We start from the raw sequence: 26,106 nt of genomic DNA on the forward strand, positions 1-26,106 counted from the left end.
TCGCGCGGGCCGGGAGGGGGTCTCGGCCGGCTCGACCGACGCGATCGCGCCGCACCCGCCGTCAGGTGACGGCGTGGGTGCCGTTGCGGCGGTACTCGGCGAGGTGCGCCTCGCGCTCGGCGTCCGACATCTGGTTCAGCAGCACGTTGGGGCTCTGGAACGTGATGCCGCGGACGTCGTCGAGGGTCCACATCTTCTTGGGGTCGTCGAGGTCGAGGTGCGGCTGCGGGATCAGCGTCCGGCCGTCGTCACGCACGTAGCCCAGGTCGGAGATGATGTCCGCCAGGTCCTTGTCGTGGTGCAGCGTCTCCCACTCGCGGAACCCGGTGAGCCGGCCCATGTTGGGCGTCGGGCGGCCCTCGTACTCGGGACGGAACGCCACCGCGTCGGTCCAGTAGCAGGTCTCCGAGCAGTAGGTCCGCCACTGGCCGTCGACCTTCTCGGTCACCATGTCCTCGTGGATGAGGGCCGGCACCATGCAGGTCCAGCAGCGGTGCGGGTAGGTGTAGCCCACGTCCTCGAAGGCGATCGGCTTGTTGCGGCCCGGGTAGGCGAGCCGGTTGTAGGCCTCCCACCAGCGGCCGTACTTGGAGTACCAGCCGGGGTACTTCTCCTCGAACCACTCGAAGTCGGTGTCGGTCATCGCGTCGATGCGCCAGTAGTTCACCGGCCAACCGGTGGCGAAGAACCGGGCGACCTCGTGCACGTAGCCCTTGTTGACGATGCGGTTCCACGCCTCCTCGACCAGGTCGTGCGGGATCGTGAGGCCGTACTTCTCCAGCGGGAGCAGGTAGCTGCGGTAGTAGTCGTCGTAGATCCAGCGGCGCCACATCTCCGCGTAGCTCTCGCGGTCCTTGCGCCGGTCCTTGGTGCCGTACTCGATGAAGGTGCCGATCGCGGCGTCCACGACGCAGTGGTTGTTCCACCAGGCGTAGCGCAGGTCGCGCTCGAGCAGCGGCCGGTTGCGCTCGTCGGCCAGCGCCATCAGCAGGATCGAGTAGCCGTTGGAGATGTGGCGCGACTCGTCGGACTGCACCGAGTGGAAGACCGTCGGCAGCAGGTAGTCGCCGTTGGCCGCGGCCTCGTCGGGCATCGCCACGAACAGTGTGTTGGTGAACGCCGTCTCGGCCACCACCGTGAGGTAGACGTTGGCGGCGGTGATCGCGTCACCGGTGATGAACCCCTCGCCGAACTGGCGCCCGATGGTGCCGGCGTAGTTGTTGGCGAACGCCTTCTCCGTCATGTCGAACCCGGCGGGGTCGATGTAGTTGTTCATGTACAGCTTCTTGAGGTTCATCTGGATCGTCGAGTGACGGACCTCGTCGATCATCTGCACCGCGAGACCGTTGTGGATCTCGGGGTTGGGCACCGCGTCGATCGCCATCGGCATCGCGCGCGCCGCGGAGATCTCCGGGAACGGGATGATCGAGAGGAACAGCTTCTGCCACTCCAGCCAGCGCTGCTGCACCTGGCGGAACATGTTGCCGCGGATCGCGCCGTCCATCGCGCCGTAGACCCGGTTGTCCTTCTCCTCCTCCATCGGGAAGTAGGAGCGCATGATCTGCTTCAGCGGGTCCTTCTTGGGCGCCTTCTCGAACGTGTAGTCCGTGCCGAAGCGGGTGGCCGGAGAGGCGAAGGTCGGCTCCCAGGTCAGCTCGCTGATCTTCGCGTGCGCCTTGGTCAGGCTCTGTCTGCTCATGGTGCCTCCTTGATCGGGCCAGAACTGGTCGGGCCGGATCGGACAAGGTCGGGCGGGGAGGCCACCGATGAAACCGCTGCCGAAGATGGGTATCTGTCTCATTGTGAGACGTACGTCACATGAGGGCGCACTAACGTGCGTCTCGTGATCCCCGTCCGCCCCTCCATCCGCATCTCGTGGCAGCGCTCGCGCGCCTCCCACGTGGACGAGGAGCGTCCGCAGCCGTCGTACGTCGACCCCGGCGACCCGGAGTCGGTCCTCGTGCGGGCGGCCCGACCGCTCCTCGCCTCGCTCTCCACCGAGCTGGCCGACGAGCCGGTCTGCCTGATCCTCACCGACCCCCAGGGCGTGGTGCTGCACCGCGGCGGCGGCGACCCGGCGCTGCTGCACGCCCTGGACTCCGTGCTCCTCGCGCCGGGGTTCCGCTACGCCGAGACCGAGGTCGGCACGAACGGCATCGGCACCGCGCTGGAGACGGGCGGAGCGATCCTGGTCGACGGCGAGGAGCACTACACCGGCTCGTTGCGGCCGTTCTCGTGCGCCGGCGCGCTGATCACCCACCCGGTCACCGGCCGCACGCTCGGGGTCGTCGACATCACCACCAAGGCGGCGAACTCCAACCCGCTGCTGCTGTCCTTCGCCAAGCTCACCGCCCGCCGGATCCAGGAGCGGATCCTGGAGGAGGCCAACGACCTCGACGGGGCGCTGCTCAGCCGCTACTACGCCGCCTGCCGGCACTCCGGCGGACCGGTCGTCGCGGTCGGCGAGAAGGTCTTCATGATGAACGCGCTGGCCCAGCAGCACTTCGACGCCGCCGACCAGGCCGCCCTGCTCACCCAGACGCGGGAGGCGGTGGGCCGCCCGGACCCGTACACGATCCTCGCCGACCTGCCCAGCGGCATCACCGCCCGCCTGGCCTACCAGCCGGCGTACGTCGGGGACGCGCTCGCGGGCGGCATCGTGCAGATCCGGGAGCAGCGCACGCCGAAGGCGGTCGGTGCCCGGACGCCGGGGCTGCCCGGGCTGGCCGGCACCAGCGCGCCGTGGCGCCACGTGGCGCGCGAGGTCCTCACCGCCGTCACGCGCTCGGAATGGGTGGTGCTCCAGGGAGAGAGCGGCGTCGGCAAGCTCGCCCTGATCACCGCCGCTCACGACTACGCCTGCCCGCAGCGGCACCTGCGCGTCGTCGAGACCACCCCCGGCGGGGCGGACCCCGTCGAGCAGGTCGCCGCCGCCCTCGACGACGGCGACGACGTGGTGATCCGCCACGCCCACCGCCTCCCCGACGACCGCCTCGACGACCTCGCCGACGTGCTCCAGCGGGTCCAGGACAGCTCGGTGGCGCGCGACCCCTGGGTCGCGATGACGGTCCCCGAGCACCACCAGGACCGGGAGGACCGCGACGACCGGGAGCTCCGGGAGATCACCGAGGTCCGCCTGCACCTGCTGCACTTCTTCCCGCGCACGGTCACCGTGCCGCCACTGCGCCACCACCTCGAGGACCTGCCGGCACTCGCGCGCCTGCTGCTTCGCCGGGCCGGGGCCGGCGACCTCCACCTGTCCAAGCCCGCGATGAACCAGCTGACCCGACTGCCGTGGCCGGGCAACATCGCCCAGCTGCGCCAGACGCTGCAGACCATGGCGCGCACCCGGCGGTCCGGGACGGTGGACCTGGGGGACCTGCCCGCCGAGTGCCGCGCCACCACCCGGCGCAGCCTGTCGCGGATGGAGACCCTGGAGCGCGACGCGATCATCGAGGCCCTCGACCTGCACGGCGGGGACAAGGCCGCCGCCGCGGGGTCGCTGGGGATGTCGCGGGCGACGATCTACCGCAAGATCCGCGACTACGGCATCCTCACCTGAGCCGGGCCCGGGCTCAGCGCAGGGCCATCGAGGGCGGAAGCGACGCGCGCTGGCGGGCGTCGAGGTCCGCGACGCAGCGGCGCACCTGGTCGGGACGCCACGGCGCGGCGGGGACGGTCGCGAGCGGACGGCGCGTCATCCAGGTGAACGTCACCGAGTACCGGTCCCGGGCCACCGGGGGCGCAGCTCGGTGGAAGATCCGCGCGGTGTCGGGCATCCCGGCGGTCCACTGGGGGCCGGTCAGCCGCTGCCACGTCGAGGGCGGCACCACCTCGCCGAAACGCGGGTCGGGCACGAACCCCCCGACGTAGCGCAGCTCGCGGGCCGCCGCGTCGGAGGTACGGCGCGGGACGAAGGTGAACGGTCCGCCGTCCTCGTCGACGTCGTTGAGCCAGACCAGGATCTTCAGCATCCGGTGGTCCTCGATGTCGCGGTGCCACTGGCGGGTGTCGACCATCCGCCCGTCCGCCACCTCGCGGTGCACCAGGGGCCCGAAGTAGCGGACCGGCACCCCGAGGTGGTTCTCGACCAGGTCCAGCACCTCGGGCTGCAGGCCCCAGCGCCACAGCCGCAGGTCCTCGAGGGTCTCGTCGCGCCCGAGCAGCACGGAGTGCGCCCCACCGGGGTCGCGGTCGCCCAGCACCCCGGCGAGCTGGAGCAGCAGGCCCTTCAGCTCCTCGGTGCCGGGCAGGCCCAGGCGGTCCCAGTGCCCGGCGACGAACCCGTTCTCCTGCATCATGCGCAGCTGGGCGCGCTGCGCCGACTCCAGCGGGGGCAGCAGCGGACGGTGCCGCTCGGTGCGCGCCGCCCGGCGCGCCTCGGTGTACCAGGTCGCCGGGGGGAAGCGGTGGATGACCTCGCGCTTGGCTCGGTTGCCCAGTCGGGTCAGGGTGGGGTTCATTGCCGGCTCCTGTGGTCGCCCGCGCCAGCGCAGGCGAAGCAGCTCGGCACGGATGTCGGAGCCCGACTCAAGCGACGACGTCCGTTCCGTCGCTCCCCAGACCGTGCGCCGTCCCCGATTTCCGGTACTTCGAGCGCCGCTCAGCGGTCTGGACGACTAGTCCGGCACGCGAGCCTCAGGGCGCGAGGCGGACGACGTGCAGCTTGGCGCGCTGGAGGAGCTCGAAGCCCTCGCGGCCCTCGAAGTAGTCGTGCACGGCACGCTGGCAGCCCGACCAGTTGTAGTAGTCGTCGATCACCAGCCGGCCGCCCACCGACAGGCGGGGCACGATCCGCTCCAGGCAGACCATCGTGGAGTCGTACCAGTCGCCGTCGAGGTGGGCGAACGCGACCGGGCCGTCGGGGCGGACGGTGTCCTCGAAGAGGCCCTTGACCAGGTCGACGGCGTGCTCCTCGACCGGGCACCCGAGCCGCGCGAAGGACTCGCGGACCTCGCCGTGCAGGTCCTCGCGGTAGCCGTAGTAGACCTCGCCGTCGAGCCCGCGCGCCTCGCCGGCCGCGATCGTGCGGTAGCGCTCGTGGACGTCCTCGCCGTCCTGCTCGCCGGGCGGCGGGATGGTGTCGAAGACGTCGTAGACCTTCAGCGGGCGCTCGGCCGCCTTGGCTGCCGCGATCACGATCGCCGACCCGCCGCGCGCCGTACCGGTCTCGAGCAGGACGCCGGGGATGCCGGCCGCCTCGATGTCGCGCACCACCGTGGCCAGGTTGCGCAGGTGGTGCTCGCCCAGGAACGACAGCTTCTCCTCGGTGACCTGCCGGATCGTCCGCTCGACGTCCTCGGGGAGGTCGTGGCGCGCCTCGCTGAGCCGGCCGCGCACGCGACGCAGCTCCGAGGTCGTGGAGCGAAGCTCGGACTCGACGGTCTTGAGCCGGCGGCGCACCCGCTTCAGGCGGCGCTGGAGCTCCTCGACGTCCTCCGGCATCTCCCGCGCCTCGGTCAGTGTCGAGCTGCCCGCCTGGGACCTGCCCACCTCGCTCATCGCCGTTCCCCCCTCGCGTCGGACGCGCCCCGTGCACCTCCGACGGCGGTCACCCTAGTGGCCCGCGCCACACGATGGGGGGATCCTCTCCGGTCCGCCGTGCCGCGCCCGGTCGATGTCGGCGCCGGAGGCCACAATGGCGCCATGACAGCGCGTCCGCAGGTGCCCGAGGAGTGGGTGCGCCGCATCGACGCCGTCCTGTCCGCGCTCCCCCAGTGCGCGAGCGAGCCCGCCTGGGTGGGCGTGCGCTGGCGGGTCGGCACGACGACGGTGGCGCACGTCTTCGGCGGCGAGGACGGGCTGTTCCGCATCACCTTCCGCGCCGAGCCCGACGAGGTGATGGCCTTCCAGCACCTCGGGCCGCCGTACTTCCGGGCCGGGTGGGGCGGGGACGTCGTGGGCCTGCTGCTCGACGACGACACCGACTGGGACGAGCTCGCCGAGCTGCTCACCGAGTCCTACTGCCTGCGCGCCCCGGCCCACCTCGCCGCGCAGGTGGCCCGGCCGCCGGCGACGGGCGACCGGCCGGGCTAGTCGCCCACCCGCACCCGCAGCACCTGGCCGCCGCGCAGCGCCAGCGCGTCGGCAGGCACCCAGGTCGGGGCGGTGCACACGAAGAGGTCGCGCCCGTCGTGGCCGCCCAGCGCCACGGCGTACGGCGTGGGGACGGCGAGCACCTCGCGCAGCGTGCCGTCGGCGAGGTCGACGCGCAGCACCTGGTCGCTGAAGGGCGAGGCGACCCAGACGGAGTCGCCGTCGAGGGCGATCCCGTCGGGGAGCACGCCGGGCTCCAGCTCGGCGAGCACCTGGCGCTCCCCGAGCGAGCCGTCCTCCTCGACCCGGAAGCGGGTCAGGCGCCCCGGCGTCGCGCGGGTCTCGGCGACCACGAGGGTGCGTCCGTCGGCCGTGGTGGCGATGCCGTTGGCGAACAGCATCTGGTCGGCCGCGGCGCGCACCTGCCCGTCGGGCATGACCAGCGCCAGCACCGCCGGGTGCGGCGGGGCGGGCGGGGCGCTGTCGTCGCCGTAGTTGCCGACGTAGGCGCGCCCGTCGGGGGTGACGTGCATGTCGTTGAGCTGGGCGGTCGCGAGGTGGGAGAGGTCGGCGTGCACGACGAGGCTGCCGTCGTGCTCGCGCCGCAGGACCTGGCGGCGGTCGCCGGCCGCGACCAGCAGCCGACCGTCGGGCAGGAACCCGGTGCCGGCGGGGTGGCCCTCGACCTCGCAGACGACCTCGGCGGAGTCGGCCCCCGGGACCCACCGCAGCACCTGGCCGGCGGCCACGTCGGTGACCCACAGCGCCCCGCCGTACCACCGCGGGCACTCGGGGAAGGCCAGGCCGGACAGGACGACGTCGGGTGCGCTCACGCGGCGCAGCATAGTGACGCCGCCCACCCGGGGCAGGGCGTGGTCCCGCTCAGGCGAGGGCGAGGAAGAGCTTCTCCATCTTCTTCACGTCCACGCCGTCCAGGCCCTCGTCGCTGTCGGCGAGGCACTGCTGCAGGCCGGTGGCCACGATGGCGTAGCCGGCCCGGGACAGGGCCTTGTTCACCGCGGCGAGCTGGGTGAGGACCGACTCGCAGTCCGAGCCCTCCTCCATCATCCGGATGACGCTCGCCAGGTGGCCGTTCGCGCGCTTCATCCGCGTGATGATCGCCTTGGTCTCGGTGGGGTCCAGGTCCATCGATCGTTCTCCTTCGTGGGGGTGCCCTGAACTGTACAACCCCCCTGGGGGTTCTGTTACCGTGGGTCTCGTAACCCCCTGGGGGGTTCATCGAGAAGGGCCAGCGCGGCCCGGAAAGGATCGCCTCCATGCGTGAGACCACCATCGAGCAGCTCGCCTCCGCCCTCGAGGAGGGCGCCTGCCTCGTCGACGTCCGCGAGGTCGCCGAGTACCGCGAGGGGCACGTGCCCGGAGCCGTGAACATCCCGATGGGACGCCTGACCGGCCGGCTCGACGAGCTCGACGGCACCCGCCCCGTCCACGTCGTGTGCGCCTCGGGCAACCGCAGCAGCGCCATGACCGACGTCCTCACCGGAGCCGGCTTCGACGCCGTGAACGTCGCCGGCGGCACCAGCGCCTGGGCACGCTCCGGCCGCCCCCTGGAGAAGTGACCCACCGATGAGCACCGACACCACCGCGGGCATCACGGTCCGCACGCTGGAGACCGCCTCTCTCGGCGACCGCAGCTACCTGGTCCACGACGGCGAGGTTGCGTTCGTGATCGACCCGCAGCGCGACATCGACCGGGTGCTGGCCCTCCTCGAGGAGGACGGGGTCCGCCTGACCCACGTCTTCGAGACCCACATCCACAACGACTACGTCACCGGCGGCCTCGCCCTCGCCCGCGCCACCGGCGCCGCCTACCTGGTCAACGCCGCCGACGAGGTCGCCTTCGAGCGCACGCCGATCACCGACGACGAGGTCGTCGAGGTCGGGCCGCGGCTGCGGGTGCGCGCGCTGGCGACGCCCGGGCACACCTTCACCCACCTCTCCTACGCCCTCTCCGTGCGCGACGGCGCCGGTCCCGACGCGGCCGAGCAGGCGTACGCCGTGTTCACCGGCGGCTCGCTGCTGTACGGCGCGACCGGGCGCCCCGACCTGCTGGGCCCGGAGCACACCGACACCCTCGCGCGCCACCAGCACGCCTCGGCGCACCGTCTCGCCGAGGAGCTCCCCGCCGACGCGGAGGTCTACCCGACCCACGGCTTCGGGTCGTTCTGCTCCGCGACCCAGTCCGACGCCACCTCCTCGACCATCGGGGAGGAGCGGCGCACGAACCCGGTCCTCACCGAGGACGAGGAGACCTACGTGCGCGACCTGGTCGCCGGCCTCGGCGCGTGGCCGGCGTACTACGCCCACATGGGGCCCGCGAACGCCGCCGGCCCGGACGCCCCCGACCTCTCCCCCGTGCAGCAGGCCGACGCCGACGAGCTGCGCCGCCGCCTCGAGGGCGGCGAGTGGCTCGTGGACCTGCGCCACCGCACGGCCTTCGCCGCGGGCCACGTCCCGGGCACCCTCAACTTCGGCCTCGACGGCCCGTTCTCGACCTACCTCGGCTGGCTGGTCGAGTGGGGCACGCCGATCACCCTGCTCGGCGAGACCCCCGAGGACGTCGCCGCCGCCCAGCGCGAGCTGGTCCGCATCGGCATCGAGCGGCCGGCCGCGCAGGCCACCGGGGGCCCGCAGGACTGGACCGACGGCGAGCTCGCCGGCTTCCCGACCGGCACCTTCGCCGACCTCGCCCAGGTCCGTCACCACCGCCCGGTCGTCGTGCTCGACGTCCGCCGCGCCGACGAGCACCGCAAGTCCGCGATCGAGGGGGCGGTCAACGTCGCCATCCACGAGCTCCCGCGACGACTCGACGAGGTCCCCGACGGGGAGGTCTGGGTGCACTGCGCCGGCGGCTACCGCGCTGCCGTCGCCGCCTCCCTGCTCGCCGCCGCCGGGCGCACTCCGGTCGCCGTGGACGACATGTTCGACAACGCGGCGGCCGCCGGCCTGCCCATGGTGGCCGCGGACGACCCCGCGCGTGCCGAGGTGAGCGGCTGACATGTCGCTGGCCCTCGCCGTCGCCGCGGGCGCGCTCATCGGCCTGTCCCTCGGCGCGCTCGGCGGCGGCGGGTCGATCCTCGCCGTACCGGTGCTGGTCTACCTGCTCGGGCAGTCGCCCGCCCAGGCGACCACCGGGTCGCTGGTCGTCGTCGGCGTGACCTCGCTGGCCGGGGCCGTGACGGCGCACCGCGCCGGCCACGTGCTGCTGGGTCGCGGCGTGGTCTTCGGCCTGGTCGCGACCCTGGGCGCCGTCCTCGGCGCCCAGGCCTCGACCCGGGTCTCGGAGGACGTCCTGCTCGCCGCCTTCGGCCTGCTGATGCTGGTGGTGGGCGGCGTCATGGCCACCCGCCAGCTGCGTCACGGCCGCGGCGGGACCCATGCCGCCCGCCCCGCGCTCGACGACCCGATCATCACCTTCCACCCGACCTTCGCCTGCCAGTGCCCACGGGCGCTCAAGGTGCTCCTCACGGCCACGGTCGTCGGCGCGCTGACCGGGTTCCTCGGCGTCGGCGGCGGGTTCCTCGTCGTCCCGGCGCTGCTCCTGGCCCTCGCCCTGCCGATGCGGTACGCCGCGGGCACCTCGCTGGTCGTCATCACCATCACCAGCGCGACCGCCCTCGCCGTCCGCGCCGGCACCGGTGTCAGCCCGGACTGGCCGGTGGTGCTGGTGCTGACGGCGGCCTCGGCACTCACCGCCGTGGCCGGGGCCCGTCTGGCCTCGCGCCTGGACACCGCCCGCCTGCAGACCGCCTTCACGGTGCTGGTGCTCACGGTCGCGGTCTACACCGCCGCCCGCGCCGTCCCGGCGCTCCTCTGACCCCTCTTCCCCCATCCCTCGGCTCCCTCCCGGGAGTCCCCCCACCCCGAACGATCGGAGCTCCACCCATGTGCCGTCCCACCACCTGCCGCACCTGCTCGAAGACCACCTGGGCCGGTTGCGGCCAGCACATCGGCCAGGTCAAGGCCATGGTGCCCGCCTCCCAGTGGTGCCCCGGCCACCCCCGCGAGGAGCGGCAGGGCGGCTGGCTGAGCCGGCTCCTCGGCCGCTGACCACCGCCCGGCCGCGCCCGGGCGGGCCTGTTGGTCCCCCGTGCGGTGACCTTCAGCCCTGCCCCCGGCCGCGGACGGCGGCGCACGCTCGCAGCACCCGTCCCTCGAGGAGGCACTCATGCGCGCCGCCGTCGTCACCAGCTTCACCGAGCCCCTGCAGCTGCAGGACCGTCCGGTCCCCACACCCGGGCCCGGCCAGGTCCTGGTCCGCATCGAGACCAGCGGCCTGTGTCACACCGACATCCACGCCGCCCACGGCGACTGGCCGGTCAAGCCGAGCCCGCCGTTCGTGCCCGGCCACGAGGGCGTCGGCATCGTCGAGGCCACCGGCCCTGGCGTCACCGCGCACGAGGTCGGCGACCGGGTCGCGCTGCCCTGGCTGGGCCACGCCTGCGGGCACTGCGACCACTGCGTGAGCGGCTGGGAGACGCTGTGCGTGCGCCAGCAGAACACCGGCTACTCCATCGACGGCAGCTTCGCCGACTACGCCGTGGCCGACGCGAACTACGCCGTCCGGGTGCCCGACGGCGTCGACCCGCTCGACGCCGCCCCGCTGACCTGCGCCGGCGTCACGACGTACAAGGCCGTGAAGGTCGCCCACATCCGGCCGGCCGAGAAGGTGGCGATCTTCGGCATCGGCGGCTTGGGCCACCTCGCCCTGCAGTACGCCCATCTGGTCGGCGGCGAGGTGATCGCCGTCGACGTGTCGGACGAGAAGCTGGGGCTCGCGCGCGACCTCGGCGCCGACCACACCGTCAACGCCGCCACCGAGGACCCCGTCAGCGCCATCGAGGCACTCGGCGGCGCTGACGTCGCGATCGTGCTCGCGGTGATCCCGTCGGTCTTCGAGCAGGCCTTCGCCTCGCTGCGCCGCGGCGGCCGCCTGGTCTGCGTGGGCCTTCCGCCCGAGCAGGACGGCCCGATGAAGCTGCCGCTCTTCCCCACCGTGCTCAAGGGGATCAGCGTGATCGGCTCGATCGTGGGGACCCGCCAGGACCTCGCCGAGGTCTTCGACCTGCACGCCCTCGGCCGGACCCGCGTGATCGCCGAGACCCGCTCGCTGGAGGACGTCAACAGCGCGATCGACGAGGTGCTCGAGGGCCGCGCGCCGGCCCGGCTGGTCTTCGAGATGTGAGCCGCCCGGACGGGATAGTCCGCCACACAGGTGTCGTCGACGTCCGGTTCCACGACACTCCTGTGGCGGACTATCCCGACCGCGGGGCGGCCATGCCCCACCCGCGCCCAGCCCTCAGGCCCGGTCGGGCGGGAACCCCCCGGTCGCCACCGGACCCCACGACGTGGGCGTGATCCGCAGCAGCGACTTCCCCTGCTCGACCATGGCGCGGCGGTACTCCTCCCAGTCGGAGTGCTCGCCGGCGATGTTGCGGAAGTACTCCACGAAGGCGTCCAGCGCCTCCTCCCCCGCGCTGGCGTCGAGCACCTCGCAGGTCCCGGTGACCTGCACCCACGGACCGTCCCACTCCTCGGAGACCACGACCACGCTGACCTCCGGCCGGCGGCGGGCGTTGCGGGTCTTGGCGCGCTCGGGATAGCTGGAGACCACCAGCCGCCCGGAGTCGTCGACGCCGCCGGTGACCGGCGAGGCCTGCGGGCTGCCGTCCGCGCGCGAGGTGATCAGCAGCATCCGGTGGCGGGGACGGACGAACTCCAGGAGCCCGTCGCGGTCGACGTGGGTGGTGGTGGCGATGGTGCGGGCCATCGGACGGCTCCGTTCGCGAGGGGGTCGGCGGGCGCACGGACGGTACCCCGCGGATCCCCCGGTGATCCCGTCCCGCAATTGGGGGACCCCTGCGGCCGTTCGCGGCGCCCGGCGCCCGGGCGTACGGCAGCCTGTGGCCATGGAGCGGTTCTGGTCGCGTGCCCTCGTCTCGCTGCTGCTCGGGGCCTCCGGCGTCCTCACGCTCGCCGGGGCGCGCGAGCGGTGGTGGCCCGCCTGCCGGCCGGGCGCCTTCGACTCCCGCGCCTGCCTGCTCGTCCAGGACGACCGCTACGACCCCACCCGGGCGGTCGAGCAGCTCGCGTCGCTGTCGTACGCCGCCCTGGCCGTGCCCGTCGCACTGCTCCCGTGGCTGCTGGGCATGCGGCCCCGGCTCGCGGTGGCGTCCGGCGCGCTGCTGGGCGGGACCCTGGCGCTGGTCGCGGCGGGCACGTGGTCCCCGGAGCTGCCCGCGGAGCGGCTCGTCGAGCCGCTCCTGGCAGTCGCGGTGGCGTCCTGGGTGCTGCTGTCGCCGCTCGCCGTGGTGCTGGTCGTCGGGACGTCCGCGCTCGCGCCCGACCCCGAGCTGGTCCCCCGGTCCCAGCCGGTGGCTCGCGGCGTCCTGGCGGCCGTGCTCTGCCTCGCCACCCCGGTCCCGCAGTACCTCCTCGCGCCGCTGGTGGTCGCCTACTCCTCCCACGACACCACGCCGTGGACCGGGGCGGCCGGCGGTGTGCTGCTCCTCGTGGCCGCGCTCGTTGTCTGGCCGGCGACCGGCGGACGGGCCCCGGCGCACGACCGCGAGCGTGCGGCGCGGGTGGTCCGGGCCGGCTGAGGGCGACCCGCGGGCGTCGCCCGGGTTGCGCCGAGCCGCGGACCTGGCCCGGTCCGCTGTGGGACCATGTGCCCGCGTGGTCCGGGGAGGGATCAGCGGCGGGACGGGGGCGTGGGGACGTGAGCCAGGTGCCCGCTGCGCCCTCGGGGCGGACCGGTACGACGTCCCGCCCGCGCGCCCCGCGCAGGCTCGCCCAGCCCGCCGTGCCGTCGGCCGCGACCCTGCACGCGCTGAGCCGCTTCACCTACGGCTGGACGCCGGCGCTGGGGCGCGAGATCGAGCGGGCCGGCGGGTTCGCGCGCTGGTTCGACGCGCAGCTGAAGGCCGGGCCCGACGACGCCTTCACCCGCTCCTCGGGCACCTGGTGGTCCTCGGTCAACGCCTCCACGGCCGAGCTGTGGCGCCGCCACAACGCCGGTGTCGAGACGCTGTGGCAGGCCGACGCCAACTACCAGCGCTGGGCGCTCGTGCGCCGCATCCGCTCCCCCCAGCAGGTCCGCGAGGTGATGACCGAGCTGTGGGAGCACCACTTCCACGTCACCACCGAGGGGTCCGGGTCCGCGCTGTTCCGCGCCGACTACGGTCGGCAGCTGCGCGAGCGCGCCCTGGGCCGCTTCTCCGAGCTCTTGAAGTGCGCGATCACCCATCCCGCGATGGGGGTCTACCTCGACAACGCGGCGTCCACCGCGAAGGCGCCCAACGAGAACCTCGGCCGCGAGCTGCTCGAGCTGCACACCGTGGGTGTCGGCGCCTACACCGAGGACGACGTCAAGGACTCCGCGCGGATCCTGACCGGCTACCGCGTGGACACCTGGAACACCTGGCGGGTCTCCTACGACCCTGCCTCCCACTCCGTCGGCCGGGTGAAGGTGCTCGGCTTCACCGACGCGAACGCCTCCTCCGACGGCCGGGCCACCACGGCCCGCTACCTCGACTACCTGGCCCGGCACCCCCGCACCGCCGAGCGGGTGGCCCGCAAGCTCGCGACCCGGTTCGTCTCCGACACCCCGCCCGCCGCCCTGGTCGGCCGGCTCGCGAAGGTCTACCTCGCCCACGACACCGCGATCGCGCCGGTGCTGCGCGCCCTCCTCGCCTCCGCGGAGTTCAGGGCCGCGCGCGGCGCCAAGGTCCGGACCCCGTCCGACGACGTCGTGGCGACCTACCGCGCGCTCGGGGTCAAGGTCACCCGGCCGCGGCACGCCGAGTCCGCCGCCAACGCGATCCTGTGGCAGTGCGGCCGCGTCGGCAGCTACCCGTTCGCCTGGCCGCGCCCCGACGGGCTCCCCGACCAGGCGTCGGCCTGGGCGACCGCACCGCGGTTCCTGGCCTCCCTGGACGTGCACTACTCGATGTGCGGCGGCTGGTGGCCCAAGCGGGACGCGGCGTACCGCGCGCCTGCCTCGTGGCTGCCGGTCACCAAGAAGCGGCCCACGGTCCGCTTCGACCGGCTCGTCGAGCACCTCTCGCGCACGCTCACCGGGCGCCCGGCCAGCCGCCGGGTGCTCACCGTCGCGTGCCAGGCGACCGGGTGCCGCCCCGCGGAGCGGATCACCCGCACCCACCCGATGGTGAGGTGGAACCTGCACCGCCTCCTCACGGTGTTCCTCGACTCCCCCGCCCACATGACCAGGTGACGACGATGACCGATCGCCCCGCGGCCCCCGCGACCTGCGAGGAGTACGCCGGGCTCTCGCGCCGCGGGTTCCTGCGCACCGCCGCCCTCGGCGGAGCCGCGCTGAGCACCAGCGCCGTCTTCGGGACCGCCTTCGTCGAGACGTCGTACGCCGCGCCGCGGCGGGGGTCGTCGGTGCTGGTGGTGCTCTCGCTGCGCGGCGCCGTCGACGGCATGAGCCTGGTGGTGCCGCACGGCGACCCGGCGTACTACACGGCCCGGCCGCGGATCGCGATCCCCGCGCACCAGCTGCTGGTCCGCGACGGGTTCTTCGGCCTGCACCCGGCGCTGGCGCCGCTGCTGCCGCTGTGGCGCAGCGGACGGATGGCCGCGGTGCACGCCACCGGCCTGGCGGTCCCGAACCGCTCCCACTTCTCCGCGATGGAGGCGGTGGAGGACGCCGACCCCGGATCGGCCGCACGGGTCGGCTGGCTGAACAGGCTGGTCGGGCGCGACGCCCAGCGGCACCCGCTGCGCGCGGTCCAGGTCGGCTCGACCGTGCCGCCGACGTCGTTGGTCGGCCCGGTGCCCACGATGGCCCTCTCCGACGTCGACGCGGTCAGGCTCGCCGGGCACGACAAGTGGGACACCCACCACCGCCGCCCCGCCTCGATGCGGACCATGTGGTCGGGCGTCTCGGGTCCCCTCGGCACCGCCGCGCGCACGGCGTTCACCGCCATCGACGACCTCCGGCCCGTGCAGGCGACCAGCGCGAAGCCGGCGAACGGCGCCTCCTACCCGCAGGGCGACCTCGGCGCGGCCCTCGCGTCGGCGGCGCGCACCATCCGCGGCGACGTGGGCGCGGAGGTGATCACCGTCGACCACGGCGACTGGGACCACCACTCCGGGCTCGGGACGCTGCAGTGGGGCTCGATGCAGGCGATGACCAAGGAGCTCGCCGGCGCCCTCGCGGCGTTCTTCACCGACCTCGGCCGGGCAGCGGACCGGGTGACGGTGGTGACGATCTCGGAGTTCGGCCGGCGCACCCGCGAGAACGCCTCCTTCGGCCTCGACCACGGCCACGGCAACGTGATGCTGCTCCTCGGGGCCGGCGTGAGGGGCGGCTACCACGGCACCTGGACGCCGCTGGGCAGCGCCACCGACGACGACCTGGCGGTGACCACCGACTACCGCAGCGTGCTCGCCGAGGTGGTGACTCGCCGGCTGGGCGCGTCCTCCGCCCAGGTGTTCCCGGGCTTCTCCCCCGAGACCGTCGGCGCGGTCACGTGACGAGGCGCCGGATCCGCCGCAGCGCGACCGCGACGACCACGAGGTAGGGCGGGCCCCACCAGGGCACACCCATCTCGACGCGACACCGCGACGGCCCGCGGGCGATCACCGTGTGCTCGGTGGCCGGCACCCCGGCGACCCGCCACGACCAGGACCTGACGCTCTCGTCCTCGCGCCAGCGCTCCACCCGGAACGGCAGCCAGACACCGGGCGCCGTCTGCACCGAGCCGGTGGCGCCCGCCGACAACAGGTACGTGCCGTCGTCGAGGCGGGCGTCGCGCACCGTGGGCCCCCAGCGCGGCCAGCAGCGCACGTCGACCAGCTGCTCCCACGCGCGCTCGCCCGGCGCGTCGACGTCGATGCCCAGCCGCGGCCGCATGCATCGACCGTACGACGCCGGCCTGTCTCACCCCGCCGCGGGCGCGGAGCGTTGCGCAAGCCCCATGGCGGCACGCACCTCGGTGAGCAGCAGGTCGGCGTCGACCGGTCCGTCCGTGTCGACGGTGATGAGGGAGTCGTCGATCCGGAGCGGGCCACGGTAGGACTCGCGCAGTCGACGGATGCCTTCGTCGTGCTCGGCCGGTGTCCGGAGCCCGTCGAGGTGACCGGGATGGCGTTGCCGAGCCGCGAACCGGGCGGCCGCCACCTCGACGGGACAGTCGCAGAAGACCTCGACGACGGAGTCGCTGATCGACCGGAGCCGGTGCGGGGCGGTGTCGTGGTCCCACCAGTTCACCAGGACCGCGGAACCGGCTGACGCAGCGACCCTGAAGAGGATCTCGTCGCTCGCCCTGCTGAGCCTGTGCCGCTGCGCGCGGTCCTCGCAACCCAGGGTGTCGAAGAGCGCCTCGAGGATGTCGTCCTTGTCGATGAGCGGCACCGACAGGGCCTCGCTCAGCGTGCGGCCGACGGTCGTCTTCCCACTCGCCGGCAGGCCGGACACCACGACCATCACCCGCCGGCCCTGGCATGGCGTCACACCAACCAGCACGCCCGGCCGACGGGGCGTCACCGGAGGCCCGCCCCACCCGCGCGACCGGTCAGCGCCGCCAGGTCGCGCCACCACGACAGCCGGTTCGGGCGCCCGTCGTAGTCGCGGCGCTGGTTGGCCCCGCTGGTGCCCGGGAGCACGAAGACCTGGGCCGGGCCGACGTACCAGTCCTGGACGCCGAGGTGCGGGCGACCGCGGCGGCCCAGCGCCCGCGACGCCTCGTGGGCCACGCCCTTGCTGGTGAACGCCAGCCACTCCGGCTGCCACTTCTCCATCTTGGCGACGAGGTCGTCGATCTCCACCCACCTGGGGTCCCAGTGCCCCGCCAGGTCGGTGAGCCCGTAGCCCAGCTCCGCCACCAGGTGGTCCTCCTCGGGGCGCAGCCGACGCGGCGAGAGGCCGCTGAGGTGCAGCGACTCCCAGAAGCTGTTGCCCGGCGACTCGTAGTAGTGGTCGCGCAGCTTCGTCGACTCGGCGCCGGCCAGGCCGCAGAAGACCACCACCGGGTCGGGGGCGACGATGTCCGGAAGGATCTCCACGGCCCCACTCTGCGGGGTGCGGACAAGCGGAGAGCTGCCGCCTCCGTGTCATCCCCCATCTTGGGTATGTCTGCCCGCGGTACGCCGGTCCCCGCCCCTAGGGGTGGCGCCTCCCCCCGCGCGGCGGCGGAACGTGGAGAGACGTGCCGCGCGTCCCGGCCGTCGGGACGAGCGTCAAGCCGACGAGCAAGCAAAGGGTGCCGCCATGGTCGCGTGGAAGTCGACGTCCCCGTCCTCACTCCGGCGGCGGTTGCTCGCGCCGGCGATCGCCTCGGTGCTGGTGGCCACGACCTTCTCGGTCACGACCTCCGCCGCCCCGGCGGCGCCGCCCGGCGCCGCGGGCGCGCAGCCACGGACCGCGGAGCCGGACACCTGGCTCGACCGGTCGCTGCCGGCCGCGAGACGGGCGCGGGCACTGGTGCGCCAGATGAGCCTGGAGCAGAAGGTCGCCACGATCGACCAGAACTCCGGCACCGGCGTCCCCGAGCTCGGCGTACCCCCGATCCGGAGCATCGACGGCTGCTGCGGCGTCACCGGCACCGTGGACACCACGGCGATGCCCACCGGGATCGCGCTGGCCTCGACGTTCAGCCCCGCGATGGCCCGCTCCTACGGCCGCGCGATCGGCGAGGAGGCCTACGAGCTGGGCTTCAACAGCTTGGCCGGCCCGACGATGGACCTGCTCAAGACGCCGTTCAACGGCCGCATGTGGGAGTCGTACGGCGAGGACCCGCTGCTCAGCGGCAGCCTGACGACCGCGCAGGTCAACGGCGAGGAGACCAACGACGTCTGGGCGATCCCGAAGCACTACAACCTCAACAACCAGGAGACCCGGCGCGGCCACGTCAGCGCCCGGGTGAGCGAGCGGACGCTCAACGAGGTCTACGCGCGGCCTTGGGAGATGGTGGTGAAGGGCGCCCAGCCGGGCGCGGTCATGTGCTCGTTCAACCGGGTCAACGGCGTCTTCGCGTGCAGCAACCGCTCGTTGCTCCGTGACACCCTCAAGGGCCGCTTCGGCCTGGACGGCTACGTCACCTCCGACTTCGACGCGGGGCACGGCTTCGGCGACTACGAGGCCGGCCTCGACGTGTCCGGGCCGACCGAGACCTACGCCGGCGCCGCGCTGGTCGAGGCCGTCCGCAACGGCGTGGTCCCGGGTGCGCGGGTGACCGACGCGGCGTTCCGGGTGCTCTACACGATGATCGAGTCGGGCGTGTACGACAACCCGCCGCCCGGCGCGTTCACCGTCCCGGCCCCTGGGCAGGCGGCGCTCGACCAGGAGGTGCTGGGCCAGCACAACGCCGTCGCGGCCCACGTCGGCGACGCCAGCGCGGTGCTGCTGAAGAACTCCGGCTCCGCCCTCCCGCTGGCCGCGGGACGCCTCGGCTCGCTGGCGGTCATCGGCGCGGACGCCGACCACTACATCGCCGGCGGCGGCGCGGGGGCCGTGGCCAACCCGGCCGAGCTGACCACGATCGTGGAGGGTCTCACCGACCGGGCCGAGGGCGTCGACGTCTCCTACGCCGCGGGGGTCGACTCGGCCGGCCTCGGCGACACCATGCCCGGCCCGGCCCCGGTCGCCTCCGACTCGCTCACCCCCGACACCGGCTCGGGCAACGGGCTGCGCGGGCAGTACTGGTTGAACCCGGAGTCCGCAGGTGCCCCCTTCAGCACCCGGGTCGACACCCAGGTCAACCTCCGCTCCGGCATCGGCGCCGACTTCAGCAGCACCTCGCGGGTCACCGGGATCGGCTCGCCGCTGAACCTCACCCGCGGGATGTCGGCGCGCTGGACCGGGACCCTCACCGCCCCCGCGGCCGGCACCTACCAGCTGTCGCTGAGCCACCTCGGCAGCGCGCGGCTCTTCCTCGACGGCGAGGAGGTCATCGACGACGCCGGCACGACGTACGGCACCCAGAGCGTCTCGGTCTCCCTGACCGAGGGCCAGGACGTCGCCGTCCGCATCGACTACGTCGCGGACGCGCCGAACCAGTTCAACGGCGGGCTCAACGACCAGGCCGGCCCGATGATCCGGTTCGGCTGGACGCTGCCCGAGGGCACGCTCGCACCCCGGATGCAGACCGCCGTCGACCTCGCGGAGGACTCCGACGTCGCGGTCGTCGTGGTCCGCGACTACACCAGTGAGGGGTCCGACCGCGGCACCCTCACGCTCCCGCAGGACCAGGACCGCCTGGTCCGTGCCGTCGCCGCGGCCAACCCGCGCACCATCGTGGTGGTCGCGACGAGCGGACCGGTGCTGATGCCGTGGCTCGCCGACGTGCCGGCCGTGCTCCAGCTCTGGTACGGCGGGCAGGTGCAGGGCCGCACGGTCGCACGCACCCTCTTCGGCGACGTCAACCCGTCGGGCCGGCTCCCGGTGACCTTCCCGGCCACCGAGGCGCAGGTGAACCGGATCGGCGCGGAGAACCCGTTCCGCCACCTCGCCATCATCCGGCCCACCGACCGCTACGAGGAGGGCGTCTTCGTCGGCTACAAGGGCTACGACCGGGCCGGCATCAAGCCCCTGTTCCCCTTCGGCCACGGGCTGTCCTACACCCGCTACCGCTACTCCAAGCTCCAGCTGCGCAGCACCGGCCGCGGGCCGAGCGCCGCGGTGGTCGCCCGCTTCCAGGTCCGCAACGTCGGGTCCCGTGACGGCACCGAGGTCGCGCAGGTCTACACCGGCAAGCTGCCCGGCGCGCAGTCCCCGAAGCGCGCCCTCGCCGGGTTCACGCGCATCAAGCTCGAGGCGGGGGCCAGCAAGACCGTGCGGGTGCGCCTGGACAAGCGGGCGCTGCAGTCGTGGAAGGCCGGTCGCGACCGCTGGGTCACCGCCCGCGGCAACTACACGGTCTCCGTGGGCAGCTCGTCGCGCTCGCTCCAGCTGAGCAAGCGGGTCAGGGTGCGCTAGGAGCGGATCCGATCGTCGCCCGGCCGCGCGCCGGTGCACCGTCGGGCGGACACCCGGGCCGGGCGCACGTAGGCTCGGCCCACGACATCGACGGCGCGGACGGGGCGACACCATGAAGGTCACCACCACGCGGGTGGTCCCGCTGCCACCCGACCGGGCCTGGGCCCTGCTGTGCGACTCGCGGCTCGAGCTGCGCCCGCTGTGCCCTGTCTTCTTCCTCGGCACGCCCCGTCCGCACGAGTGCGCGCTGCCCTCGGGCGAGGGCGCCGTCGGCGCGGAGCGCGAGTGCCGCTCGGAGCAGGGCACCGTCCACCAGCGCATCACCGTGTGGGAGCCGCCCCAGCGGCTGCGCTTCCACATGGAGTCCACCAGTCTCGGCTTCGCGCGCTACCTCGACCACCTGAGCGACGAGTTCACCCTGAGCCCGCGACCGACCGGCACCGCGATCACGCGGACGACGACGGTGCGCGCGCGGGGCTGGCTCAAGCCGGTCCGCTACGCGATGGTGTTCGTCGGGCTGAAGTCGGTGCACCGGTTCGTCTTCCGCAACTGGCAGACCGCCCCCGCCGTCTCCTCCCCGCCGGCCCCGCTCCCCGACTAGACCTGTCCTGCTGGGCCCAAGCAGTCACGGGGTCACCTTCCGCGTGCGCCGCTGACCCCCGCCTCCGCCCGACCCGCCGAGGTCGACCACTCCGGTCGGAGTGGGCACTCCTGCGCCCGCGACGTGCCGTGACCCAGGTCACAGAAAGCAGCGCCCGGAGGTTATTGTCACTTCGACATGATCCAGGTTATTGTCATCGTGACACCAATCCTTCCGGGAGGCCACGATGACCACCACGATCGCTGCCAAGACCGCCGCCACGACCGCCGCCGGACGCCGCACCCCTGACGTCCTCGCCGCCAGCACGGCGCTGCTCACCGACCAGTACGAGCTCACGATGCTGCGGGCGGCCATCGCCGACGGCACGGCGCAGCGCTACAGCGTCTTCGAGGCGTTCGCCCGCCACCTGCCGCGCGGCCGCCGGTACGGCGTGGTCGCCGGGCTGGATCGGATCCTGGAGGCGGTCGAGGCGTTCACCTTCGCCCCCGACCAGGTCCTCTCGCTGCTCGAGCGCGGGGTCATCGACATCCCGACCGCCCGCTGGCTCTCGGACTTCCGCTTCCGCGGCACCATCCACGCCTACCCCGAGGGCGAGCTCTACTTCGGCGGCTCGCCGGTCCTGCGCGTCGAGGGCACCTTCGGCGAGTGCGTGGTGCTCGAGACCCTCGTCCTGTCGATCCTCAACCACGACGTGGCGATCGCCTCCGCCGCCTCGCGCATGGTCGCCGCGGCCGGTGGTCGCACGCTGCTGGAGATGGGCTCGCGCCGCACCCACGAGGCGGCGGCCGTGGCCGCGGCCCGCGCGGCGTACGTCGCCGGGTTCGACGCGACCAGCAACCTGCAGGCCTGCTACCGCCACGGCGTGCCCGCGGTCGGCACCAGCGCCCACTCCTTCACCCTCGCCCACGACAGCGAGGCCGAGGCGTTCGCCGCCCAGGTCGCCACGCTCGGCAGCTCGACCACCCTGCTGGTGGACACCTACGACATCGAGCAGGGCATCCGCAACGCGGTCGCCGCCGCCGGCACCGGGCTCGGCGGGGTGCGCATCGACTCCGGCGACCTCGGCGCCGAGGCGGCCCGGGCCCGCCGCCTGCTCGACGAGCTGGGCGCGAGCGGCGCCAAGGTCGTCGTCACCGGCGACCTCGACGAGTACCGCATCGCCGACCTCGCCGACGCCCCCGTCGACGTCCTCGGCGTCGGCACCCGCCTGGTGACCGGCTCCGGGCACCCGACGGCCTCGATGGTCTACAAGCTGGTCGCCATCTCCCCCGACGAGACCGACCGCGACCTGCGCCCGGTCGCGAAGAACGCCGCCGGCAAGGCCTCCGTCGGGGGCCGCAAGGTCGCCCGCCGGCTGCTGGACGACCGGGGCGTCGCGATCGCGGAGGAGGTCCTGCCCGAGGACGCCCTCCGTGCCACCCCGGCCCGAGGCCAGCGCCCCGGCCGCGACCTCCAGGTGCTCGCCTTCGCCGACGGCGTACGCCTGCACCGCCCGACCCTCGAGCAGAGCCGCGCCCTGCACCGCCGGGCCCTGGCCGAGCTCGACGCCACCGCCCTGGACCTCGCCGACGGCCCCGCCGCCCTCGGCGCCTGACCCCCCGGAAGGACTCTCCCCATGAGCACCGCACTGATCCTCGTCGACGTCCAGCCCACCTTCTGCGAGGGCGGCGAGCTGCCCGTCGAGGGCGGCAACGCCGTCGCCGCCGGCGTCGCGGCCTTCCTCCGCGCGCACCGCGGCGACTACGACGTCCTGGTCACCACCCAGGACCACCACGTCGACCCGGGCGACCACTTCTCCGACTCCCCCGACTTCGTCGACAGCTGGCCCGCGCACGGCGTCGCCGGCACCGCCAACGCCGAGATCCACCCGGAGACCGCGGAGGCCCTGGCGGCCGCCGGCGGCGCGGACCTCACGGTCCTCAAGGGCGCCCACGCCGCGGCGTACTCGGGCTTCGACGGCACCGACCAGACCGGCACCCCGCTCGCGCAGGCGCTGCGCGAGCGCGGCGTGGACACCGTCGACGTGTGCGGCATCGCGGAGAGCCACTGCGTCAAGGAGACGGTGCTCGACGCGCTGCGCGAGGGCCTGCGCACCCGGCTGCTGGTCGACCTGACCGTGCCCGTGACCGCCGAGCTCGGCGCGGCCGCCCGCGCCGAGATGCGCGCCGCCGGCGCCGAGGAGATCCGCACCGGTCTGGGTCTGCCCCGCTGACCGACCCCGGACCTGGGCACCATGCACCCAGGTCCGCCCCGATCCAGTCCCCCACACCTGAGGAACCCGATGTCCCCGACCGACCGGCTGCCCGCGTACGTCCCCGAGAGCGAGGAGGAGGCCGACTACCTGCGCTCCTACGACCCCTCGTCGTACCCCAGCACCTTCACCACGGTCGACATCATCGTGCTCACCATCCGCAACGGTGAGCTGTGCCTGCCGCTGGTCAAGCGCAAGGGCTTCCCCTACCACGGCCGGTGGGCGCTGCCCGGCGGCTTCGTGGAGCCCGACGAGACGCTGTACGACGCGGCGCTGCGCGAGCTGCAGGAGGAGACGGGGATGACCAGCCCCCGTGGCCACCTCGAGCAGCTGCAGACCTACGGCGACCCGCACCGCGACCCCCGGGCGCGGATCATCTCGGTGGCCTACCTCGCGCTGGTCCCCGACCTCGAGACCCCGCGGTTCGGCTCGGACGCGGAGGACGCCCGGTTCTGGGCGGTGCGCGACCTGGTCGAGGAGGGGATCCCGCTGGCCTTCGACCACGCGCGGATCCTGGCCGACGCCCTCGAGCGGGCCGCGTCGAAGCTGGAGTACACGACGCTGGCGACGGCGTTCTGCGAGCCGACCTTCACCCGCGGCGACCTGCGCCGGGTCTACGACATCGTCTGGGACACCCGGCTCCCAGCGCCGAACTTCCACCGCAAGGTGACCAAGTCCCCGGGCTTCGTCGAGGAGCTCGACGACAAGCGGCCCTCCGGGCCGTCCGGTGGGGCGCCCAGCGCGCTGCTGCGCGCCGGCGGCGCGACGACCCTGCACCCGCCGATCCTGCGGCCCTACCGCGGCCGGCGCTACGAGGGCGACCTCGACACGGGGACCCTCGTGCGCACCGACGACGACACCGACCCGCCCAGCCCCGCACCCGGCACCGAGCACCAGGAGGAGCAGCAATGAGCGCCCTGCAGCAGGAGATCATCGAGACCCTTCGCGTGGCCGGGTCCATCGACCCGCATGCCGAGGCGGAGCGACGCATCGAGTTCCTGGCCGACTACCTGAGGGGGTCCGGGGCCGCCGGCTACGTGCTCGGGATCAGCGGCGGGGTCGACTCGACCGTGGCGGGGAAGCTCGCGCAGGAGGCGTGCCGGCGCGCCGGCGGCACCTTCACCGCGGTGCGGCTGCCGTACCACTCCCAGCGCGACGAGGACGACGCCCAGGCGGCGCTGCGGTTCATCTCCCCCGACCGCACGGTGACCGTCGACATCGGCGCCTCGGTCGACGCGATGCAGGCCGCGGTCTCGGCGGGCATCGAGGGGGTGCTGCCGCCCGTGACCCGCGCGGCAGAGGACTTCAACCGCGGCAACACCAAGGCCCGGGCCCGGATGATCGCCCAGTACGCCGTCGGCGCGCACGCCTCCTCGCTCGTGGTCGGCACCGACCAGGCAGCCGAGGCGGTGATGGGCTTCTTCACCAAGCACGGAGACGGGGCCTGCGACGTCGCCCCGCTCACCGGGCTGACCAAGGCGCAGGTGCGCCAGGTCGGCACGGCGCTCGAGGCCCCCGCGGAGCTGGTCGAGAAGACGCCGACCGCCGACCTCGAGGACGACCGCCCCGGCCTCCCGGACGAGGAGGCCTACGGGATCACCTACGCCCAGATCGACGCCTACCTGAGCGGCGAGGACGTCGGCGAGGAGGTCGCCGAGGTGATCGAGACGGCGTACCGGCGCACCCGGCACAAGCGCGAGCTGCCCGCGGCTCCGGAGCCGGTCCTCGAGAGGCGCTGACGCCGCGGCCCCGGATGTCTAGACTGCGAACCCGTTGAGCGAGGGGGGATCTCGGATGAGCATGCGCTACAACCCGCCGCCGAACTGGCCGCAGCCGCCGGCGGGCTGGACGCCGCCCGCGGGCTGGCGTCCCGACCCGGCGTGGGGCCCCGCCCCGCCCGGGTGGCAGCTGTGGCTCCCCGCATCGGGTCCCGCCGTCCGCCCCTCCCTGTCGCCGATCCCCCACCCGGCACTGCGATCCACCAATGCCGGCACGGCGCTGGTCGCGGTGGCGGCCGGGTCGTGCGGCTTCGCCGGCTTCGTGCCGCCGCTGTGGGCGGCGACGCAGCGCCCGCTCGACGTGGCCTTCCGGCGCAGGATGCGCGCCCTCGCAGGGGGTCTGGCGGCCCTGATGATCACCGGGCTGATGCTGACCGCCGGGAACACCGAGGAGGACGGCACACCCACCGGCTTCCTCGGCGACCTCGGCGGGGTGCTGCTGTTCATCAACCTGGCCGTCTCGATCACGGTCGCGGTGCTGGTGCGCAACGCCGGCGTCGGCGCCGAGCTGCCCGGCGTCGCCGAGGAGCTCGCGCGGCGCCGGCTGCGCGAGCAGTACCGGCAGCTCGCGACCAACGACCCCTCCCTCGCCCGCAGCATGGCCATCGGGCGCCCCGACCTGCCGCGGCGCGTGGACGACGGCGGCCTGCTGGACCTGAACGCCATCCCGGCGGATCGCCTCACCCCGCTCACCGGCCTCTCCCCCGAGGAGGCGGAGCGCGTCGCCCATGCCCGCGAGCAGCTGGGGCGCTTCACGAGCATCAACGAGCTGGCCCTCTACGCCGACCTCCCCGAGAGCACCGCGAGCCTGCTCGGCGAGCGGGCGGTCTTCATCTGAGGCCCGCCGAGGTCCTCCTCAGCGCTTGGTGCGGACCGGCTCGCGTTACCCGAGCTAGCGCGCCGTCGCCGTGCGCCGCGGCAACGGGCCGACCCCGGCACGACGCCCGGGGGCGACGGCGGCATGGCGCTGCCCGGGCCCCGGCCCCCGTCGAGCCGCGAGCGCGTCGGCGACCAGTCCGGTGGCGTACCCGTACACCGCCTTGTGCAGGAGGTCGACGGCCAGCTCCGCGCGCGGCCACGTCTGGGGCGGCGCGCCCACGCCGGTCGCGTTCTCCAGGATCTGGTCGTTGGTCAACCGCACGACGGTGAACTTCGCCGACGCCACCGGCCCGCGGAGCCCGACGTGCGCCATCAGGGACCGCAGTGGCCCCAGGGCGATCCCCTGGCCGAAGTGCATCGCCAGGTTCATGGCTCGCAGCGAGGACCCCTGGTGGTCCTGGACACCGAGCACCCGTTCCAGCACCCGGGCCGGGACATGGGAGTCCGGTCGTCCGGTGAGCCGTTGCTCCACCACCTCCCCGACCGTCATCGCGACCATCCCGGCCGCACCCGAGACGACACCCTCGACCAGCACGCGCTTCAGCATGCCCGCAGGTACCCACTCCCCCGAGCCCCCGCGGGTCGGCGTCCTCGG

Annotated in this window: 27 protein-coding genes; 17 read left to right on the forward strand and 10 right to left on the reverse strand. The window is 73.8% G+C overall.

Annotated elements, in window-relative coordinates:
* Nucleotides 1–61: 61 nt before the first annotated feature.
* Nucleotides 62–1,699, reverse strand: coding sequence for a methane monooxygenase (locus tag HOQ23_RS13560; protein WP_172215149.1), 1,638 nt, complete (start codon nt 1,697–1,699; stop codon nt 62–64).
* Nucleotides 1,700–1,843: 144 nt separating this feature from the next.
* On the opposite strand from HOQ23_RS13560, the gene HOQ23_RS21600 reads away from it, so the two are divergent.
* Complete coding sequence (locus tag HOQ23_RS21600) at nt 1,844–3,562, forward strand: helix-turn-helix domain-containing protein (RefSeq protein WP_216654222.1); 1,719 nt, start codon at nt 1,844–1,846, stop codon at nt 3,560–3,562.
* Between the two features lie 13 nt (nt 3,563–3,575).
* Here the strand turns inward: HOQ23_RS21600 and HOQ23_RS13570 are convergent, their stop codons facing one another.
* Both HOQ23_RS13570 and HOQ23_RS13575 read right to left on the reverse strand, forming a co-directional pair.
* Nucleotides 3,576–4,463 carry a hypothetical protein gene (locus HOQ23_RS13570; protein WP_172215151.1) on the reverse strand — a complete coding sequence of 296 codons (888 nt, stop codon included), beginning with the start codon at nt 4,461–4,463 and terminating at the stop codon, nt 3,576–3,578.
* Nucleotides 4,464–4,638: 175 nt separating this feature from the next.
* Nucleotides 4,639–5,502 (reverse strand): TylF/MycF/NovP-related O-methyltransferase, encoded by an 864-nt coding sequence (locus HOQ23_RS13575; protein WP_172215152.1) that lies wholly within the window; start codon nt 5,500–5,502, stop codon nt 4,639–4,641.
* 144 nt (nt 5,503–5,646) lie between these two features.
* Between HOQ23_RS13575 and HOQ23_RS13580 the strand changes: the two genes are divergently transcribed.
* Nucleotides 5,647–6,036 (forward strand): MmcQ/YjbR family DNA-binding protein, encoded by a 390-nt coding sequence (locus tag HOQ23_RS13580; RefSeq protein ID WP_172215153.1) that lies wholly within the window; start codon nt 5,647–5,649, stop codon nt 6,034–6,036.
* Here HOQ23_RS13580 and HOQ23_RS13585 read toward each other — a convergent pair.
* Both HOQ23_RS13585 and HOQ23_RS13590 read right to left on the reverse strand, forming a co-directional pair.
* Nucleotides 6,033–6,869 carry an SMP-30/gluconolactonase/LRE family protein gene (locus HOQ23_RS13585; protein WP_216654223.1) on the reverse strand — a complete coding sequence of 279 codons (837 nt, stop codon included), beginning with the start codon at nt 6,867–6,869 and terminating at the stop codon, nt 6,033–6,035. The two genes, HOQ23_RS13580 and HOQ23_RS13585, sit on opposite strands and share 4 nt — an antisense overlap.
* A gap of 49 nt (nt 6,870–6,918) precedes the next feature.
* The gene (locus tag HOQ23_RS13590; RefSeq protein WP_172215154.1) at nt 6,919–7,185 is read right to left on the reverse strand and encodes a metal-sensitive transcriptional regulator; all 267 of its coding nucleotides are present in this window, start codon (nt 7,183–7,185) and stop codon (nt 6,919–6,921) included.
* Nucleotides 7,186–7,313: 128 nt separating this feature from the next.
* Here HOQ23_RS13590 and HOQ23_RS13595 point away from each other — a divergent pair, with 128 nt between their 5' ends.
* The 5 genes from HOQ23_RS13595 (at nt 7,314) to adhP (ending at nt 11,242) form a co-directional block, all read left to right on the forward strand.
* Nucleotides 7,314–7,616, forward strand: coding sequence for a rhodanese-like domain-containing protein (locus HOQ23_RS13595; protein WP_172215155.1), 303 nt, complete (start codon nt 7,314–7,316; stop codon nt 7,614–7,616).
* A gap of 7 nt (nt 7,617–7,623) precedes the next feature.
* Nucleotides 7,624–9,054 (forward strand): rhodanese-like domain-containing protein, encoded by a 1,431-nt coding sequence (locus tag HOQ23_RS13600; RefSeq protein ID WP_172215156.1) that lies wholly within the window; start codon nt 7,624–7,626, stop codon nt 9,052–9,054.
* A gap of 1 nt (nt 9,055) precedes the next feature.
* The gene (locus HOQ23_RS13605; protein ID WP_172215157.1) at nt 9,056–9,874 is read left to right on the forward strand and encodes a sulfite exporter TauE/SafE family protein; all 819 of its coding nucleotides are present in this window, start codon (nt 9,056–9,058) and stop codon (nt 9,872–9,874) included.
* A gap of 68 nt (nt 9,875–9,942) precedes the next feature.
* Entirely contained in the window at nt 9,943–10,107 is a 165-nt protein-coding gene (locus HOQ23_RS13610) for a hypothetical protein (RefSeq protein WP_172215158.1), read from the forward strand.
* Nucleotides 10,108–10,225: 118 nt separating this feature from the next.
* Nucleotides 10,226–11,242, forward strand: coding sequence for an alcohol dehydrogenase AdhP (gene adhP / locus HOQ23_RS13615; protein WP_172215159.1), 1,017 nt, complete (start codon nt 10,226–10,228; stop codon nt 11,240–11,242).
* Nucleotides 11,243–11,356: 114 nt separating this feature from the next.
* Here adhP and HOQ23_RS13620 read toward each other — a convergent pair whose 3' ends face one another.
* Entirely contained in the window at nt 11,357–11,827 is a 471-nt protein-coding gene (locus HOQ23_RS13620) for a PPOX class F420-dependent oxidoreductase (RefSeq protein ID WP_172215160.1), read from the reverse strand.
* A 139-nt stretch (nt 11,828–11,966) separates the two neighbouring features.
* Between HOQ23_RS13620 and HOQ23_RS13625 the strand changes: the two genes are divergently transcribed.
* The 3 genes from HOQ23_RS13625 (at nt 11,967) to HOQ23_RS13635 (ending at nt 15,561) form a co-directional block, all read left to right on the forward strand.
* A complete protein-coding gene (locus HOQ23_RS13625) occupies nt 11,967–12,659 on the forward strand; it encodes a hypothetical protein (protein ID WP_172215161.1) in 693 nt (230 codons plus the stop codon).
* A gap of 119 nt (nt 12,660–12,778) precedes the next feature.
* A complete protein-coding gene (locus HOQ23_RS13630) occupies nt 12,779–14,293 on the forward strand; it encodes a DUF1800 domain-containing protein (protein ID WP_172215162.1) in 1,515 nt (504 codons plus the stop codon).
* A 5-nt stretch (nt 14,294–14,298) separates the two neighbouring features.
* Entirely contained in the window at nt 14,299–15,561 is a 1,263-nt protein-coding gene (locus tag HOQ23_RS13635) for a DUF1501 domain-containing protein (RefSeq protein WP_172215163.1), read from the forward strand.
* Here HOQ23_RS13635 and HOQ23_RS13640 read toward each other — a convergent pair.
* From HOQ23_RS13640 to HOQ23_RS13650, 3 genes are all read right to left on the reverse strand, one after another.
* On the reverse strand, nt 15,554–15,940 hold the full coding sequence (locus HOQ23_RS13640; RefSeq protein ID WP_172215164.1) for an SRPBCC family protein: 387 nt from the start codon (nt 15,938–15,940) through the stop codon (nt 15,554–15,556). The genes HOQ23_RS13635 and HOQ23_RS13640 overlap by 8 nt on opposite strands.
* Before the next feature lie 27 nt (nt 15,941–15,967).
* Nucleotides 15,968–16,504, reverse strand: a complete 537-nt coding sequence (locus HOQ23_RS13645) for an AAA family ATPase (protein WP_172215165.1) — start codon at nt 16,502–16,504, stop codon at nt 15,968–15,970.
* 65 nt (nt 16,505–16,569) lie between these two features.
* The gene (locus tag HOQ23_RS13650; protein WP_172215166.1) at nt 16,570–17,091 is read right to left on the reverse strand and encodes a mismatch-specific DNA-glycosylase; all 522 of its coding nucleotides are present in this window, start codon (nt 17,089–17,091) and stop codon (nt 16,570–16,572) included.
* Between the two features lie 205 nt (nt 17,092–17,296).
* On the opposite strand from HOQ23_RS13650, the gene HOQ23_RS13655 reads away from it, so the two are divergent.
* The 7 genes from HOQ23_RS13655 (at nt 17,297) to HOQ23_RS13685 (ending at nt 25,470) form a co-directional block, all read left to right on the forward strand.
* Entirely contained in the window at nt 17,297–20,002 is a 2,706-nt protein-coding gene (locus HOQ23_RS13655; RefSeq protein WP_172215167.1) for a glycoside hydrolase family 3 protein, read from the forward strand.
* A 112-nt stretch (nt 20,003–20,114) separates the two neighbouring features.
* Nucleotides 20,115–20,603, forward strand: a complete 489-nt coding sequence (locus HOQ23_RS13660) for an SRPBCC family protein (protein ID WP_172215168.1) — start codon at nt 20,115–20,117, stop codon at nt 20,601–20,603.
* A 226-nt stretch (nt 20,604–20,829) separates the two neighbouring features.
* Entirely contained in the window at nt 20,830–22,197 is a 1,368-nt protein-coding gene (locus HOQ23_RS13665; protein WP_172215169.1) for a nicotinate phosphoribosyltransferase, read from the forward strand.
* Between the two features lie 21 nt (nt 22,198–22,218).
* Nucleotides 22,219–22,815, forward strand: a complete 597-nt coding sequence (locus HOQ23_RS13670; protein WP_172215170.1) for an isochorismatase family protein — start codon at nt 22,219–22,221, stop codon at nt 22,813–22,815.
* Nucleotides 22,816–22,884: 69 nt separating this feature from the next.
* Nucleotides 22,885–23,766: an NUDIX domain-containing protein gene (locus tag HOQ23_RS13675; protein WP_172215171.1), complete on the forward strand. Its 882-nt coding sequence runs from the start codon at nt 22,885–22,887 to the stop codon at nt 23,764–23,766.
* Nucleotides 23,763–24,593: an ammonia-dependent NAD(+) synthetase gene (nadE, locus tag HOQ23_RS13680; RefSeq protein WP_172215172.1), complete on the forward strand. Its 831-nt coding sequence runs from the start codon at nt 23,763–23,765 to the stop codon at nt 24,591–24,593. The genes HOQ23_RS13675 and nadE overlap by 4 nt, the downstream gene beginning before the upstream one ends.
* Before the next feature lie 55 nt (nt 24,594–24,648).
* Nucleotides 24,649–25,470, forward strand: coding sequence for a helix-hairpin-helix domain-containing protein (locus HOQ23_RS13685; RefSeq protein ID WP_172215173.1), 822 nt, complete (start codon nt 24,649–24,651; stop codon nt 25,468–25,470).
* A 54-nt stretch (nt 25,471–25,524) separates the two neighbouring features.
* Here the strand turns inward: HOQ23_RS13685 and HOQ23_RS13690 are convergent, their stop codons facing one another.
* On the reverse strand, nt 25,525–26,058 hold the full coding sequence (locus tag HOQ23_RS13690) for a hypothetical protein (protein ID WP_172215174.1): 534 nt from the start codon (nt 26,056–26,058) through the stop codon (nt 25,525–25,527).
* Nucleotides 26,059–26,106: the final 48 nt, after the last annotated feature.

The organism is Nocardioides sp. zg-DK7169, from assembly GCF_013155365.1.
In the GTDB taxonomy this organism is placed as follows: Bacteria; Actinomycetota; Actinomycetes; order Propionibacteriales; family Nocardioidaceae; genus Nocardioides.

Bases quoted from the DNA above. Each gene is read 5' to 3' on its own strand.
- HOQ23_RS13595 (WP_172215155.1), top strand. From the start codon at position 7,314: ATGCGTGAGACCACCATCGAGCAGCTCGCCTCCGCCCTCGAGGAGGGC.
- HOQ23_RS13570 (WP_172215151.1), bottom strand. From the start codon at position 4,463: ATGAACCCCACCCTGACCCGACTGGGCAACCGAGCCAAGCGCGAGGTC.
- HOQ23_RS13660 (WP_172215168.1), top strand. From the start codon at position 20,115: ATGAAGGTCACCACCACGCGGGTGGTCCCGCTGCCACCCGACCGGGCC.
- HOQ23_RS13605 (WP_172215157.1), top strand. From the start codon at position 9,056: ATGTCGCTGGCCCTCGCCGTCGCCGCGGGCGCGCTCATCGGCCTGTCC.
- HOQ23_RS13610 (WP_172215158.1), top strand. From the start codon at position 9,943: ATGTGCCGTCCCACCACCTGCCGCACCTGCTCGAAGACCACCTGGGCC.
- HOQ23_RS13655 (WP_172215167.1), top strand. From the start codon at position 17,297: ATGGTCGCGTGGAAGTCGACGTCCCCGTCCTCACTCCGGCGGCGGTTG.
- HOQ23_RS13620 (WP_172215160.1), bottom strand. From the start codon at position 11,827: ATGGCCCGCACCATCGCCACCACCACCCACGTCGACCGCGACGGGCTC.
- HOQ23_RS13560 (WP_172215149.1), bottom strand. From the start codon at position 1,699: ATGAGCAGACAGAGCCTGACCAAGGCGCACGCGAAGATCAGCGAGCTG.
- HOQ23_RS13685 (WP_172215173.1), top strand. From the start codon at position 24,649: ATGAGCATGCGCTACAACCCGCCGCCGAACTGGCCGCAGCCGCCGGCG.
- HOQ23_RS13640 (WP_172215164.1), bottom strand. From the start codon at position 15,940: ATGCGGCCGCGGCTGGGCATCGACGTCGACGCGCCGGGCGAGCGCGCG.
- adhP (WP_172215159.1), top strand. From the start codon at position 10,226: ATGCGCGCCGCCGTCGTCACCAGCTTCACCGAGCCCCTGCAGCTGCAG.
- nadE (WP_172215172.1), top strand. From the start codon at position 23,763: ATGAGCGCCCTGCAGCAGGAGATCATCGAGACCCTTCGCGTGGCCGGG.
- HOQ23_RS13600 (WP_172215156.1), top strand. From the start codon at position 7,624: ATGAGCACCGACACCACCGCGGGCATCACGGTCCGCACGCTGGAGACC.
- HOQ23_RS13675 (WP_172215171.1), top strand. From the start codon at position 22,885: ATGTCCCCGACCGACCGGCTGCCCGCGTACGTCCCCGAGAGCGAGGAG.
- HOQ23_RS13690 (WP_172215174.1), bottom strand. From the start codon at position 26,058: ATGCTGAAGCGCGTGCTGGTCGAGGGTGTCGTCTCGGGTGCGGCCGGG.
- HOQ23_RS13665 (WP_172215169.1), top strand. From the start codon at position 20,830: ATGACCACCACGATCGCTGCCAAGACCGCCGCCACGACCGCCGCCGGA.
- HOQ23_RS13580 (WP_172215153.1), top strand. From the start codon at position 5,647: ATGACAGCGCGTCCGCAGGTGCCCGAGGAGTGGGTGCGCCGCATCGAC.
- HOQ23_RS13625 (WP_172215161.1), top strand. From the start codon at position 11,967: ATGGAGCGGTTCTGGTCGCGTGCCCTCGTCTCGCTGCTGCTCGGGGCC.
- HOQ23_RS13635 (WP_172215163.1), top strand. From the start codon at position 14,299: ATGACCGATCGCCCCGCGGCCCCCGCGACCTGCGAGGAGTACGCCGGG.
- HOQ23_RS13590 (WP_172215154.1), bottom strand. From the start codon at position 7,185: ATGGACCTGGACCCCACCGAGACCAAGGCGATCATCACGCGGATGAAG.
- HOQ23_RS13670 (WP_172215170.1), top strand. From the start codon at position 22,219: ATGAGCACCGCACTGATCCTCGTCGACGTCCAGCCCACCTTCTGCGAG.
- HOQ23_RS13575 (WP_172215152.1), bottom strand. From the start codon at position 5,502: ATGAGCGAGGTGGGCAGGTCCCAGGCGGGCAGCTCGACACTGACCGAG.